Below are 618 nucleotides of genomic sequence, written 5' to 3'. Positions count from 1 at the left end.
CGCCACCTGGAGCATCGCCGGGTCCAATACCGGCAGCTACGGCTCGATCGCCGTCGACAGCAGCAGTGGTCAGTGGACCTACACCCTGGCCAATGGCACCGATGGCGTTGCCAGTGCGGTGCAATCGCTGAAGGCTGGCGAGAGTCATAACGAAGTGTTCAGCGTGCAGGTCAGCGATGGCCTCGGCGGTGTCGACACCCAATTGGTGACGGTGACCGTCACCGGCAACAACGACGCCGCCGTGCTGTCCTCGGCCAGCGTCACGCTGAGCGAAACCAATGCTCCGTTGACCACTGGCGGCAGCCTGACCGTCAGTGATATCGACAGCCCGGAAAGCTTCCAGGCGCAAACCAATACCGCCGGCAGCTACGGCCAATTCTCCATCGGCACCGGCGGCGCATGGACCTACGTTGCCGACTCCGCCCACAACGAGTTCGCCGCCGGCACCACCTACACCGACACCTTCGCGGTGAGCAGTGCCGATGGCACCCTCACCTCCGTCACCGTGCACATCCTCGGCACCAACGATGCCGCGGTGCTGTCCACCGGCATCGCCAACCTCACCGAGACCAATGCCGCCGCCGACATCTCCACCTCCGGCACCCTGACCATCAGCGA

General features: G+C 64.7%; 1 protein-coding gene. It reads left to right on the top strand.

Annotated features, from left to right (window positions below; genetic code table 11):
• A partial coding sequence (locus PMI21_RS02525) for a VCBS domain-containing protein (protein WP_007941567.1) occupies positions 1–618 on the top strand: 618 nt, incomplete at both ends.

Source organism: Pseudomonas sp. GM18, assembly GCF_000282195.1.
In the GTDB taxonomy this organism is placed as follows: domain Bacteria; phylum Pseudomonadota; class Gammaproteobacteria; order Pseudomonadales; family Pseudomonadaceae; genus Aquipseudomonas.
Note: the sequence above shows the minus strand (reverse complement) of the source record. Positions and strands in the feature narration are given on the sequence as shown.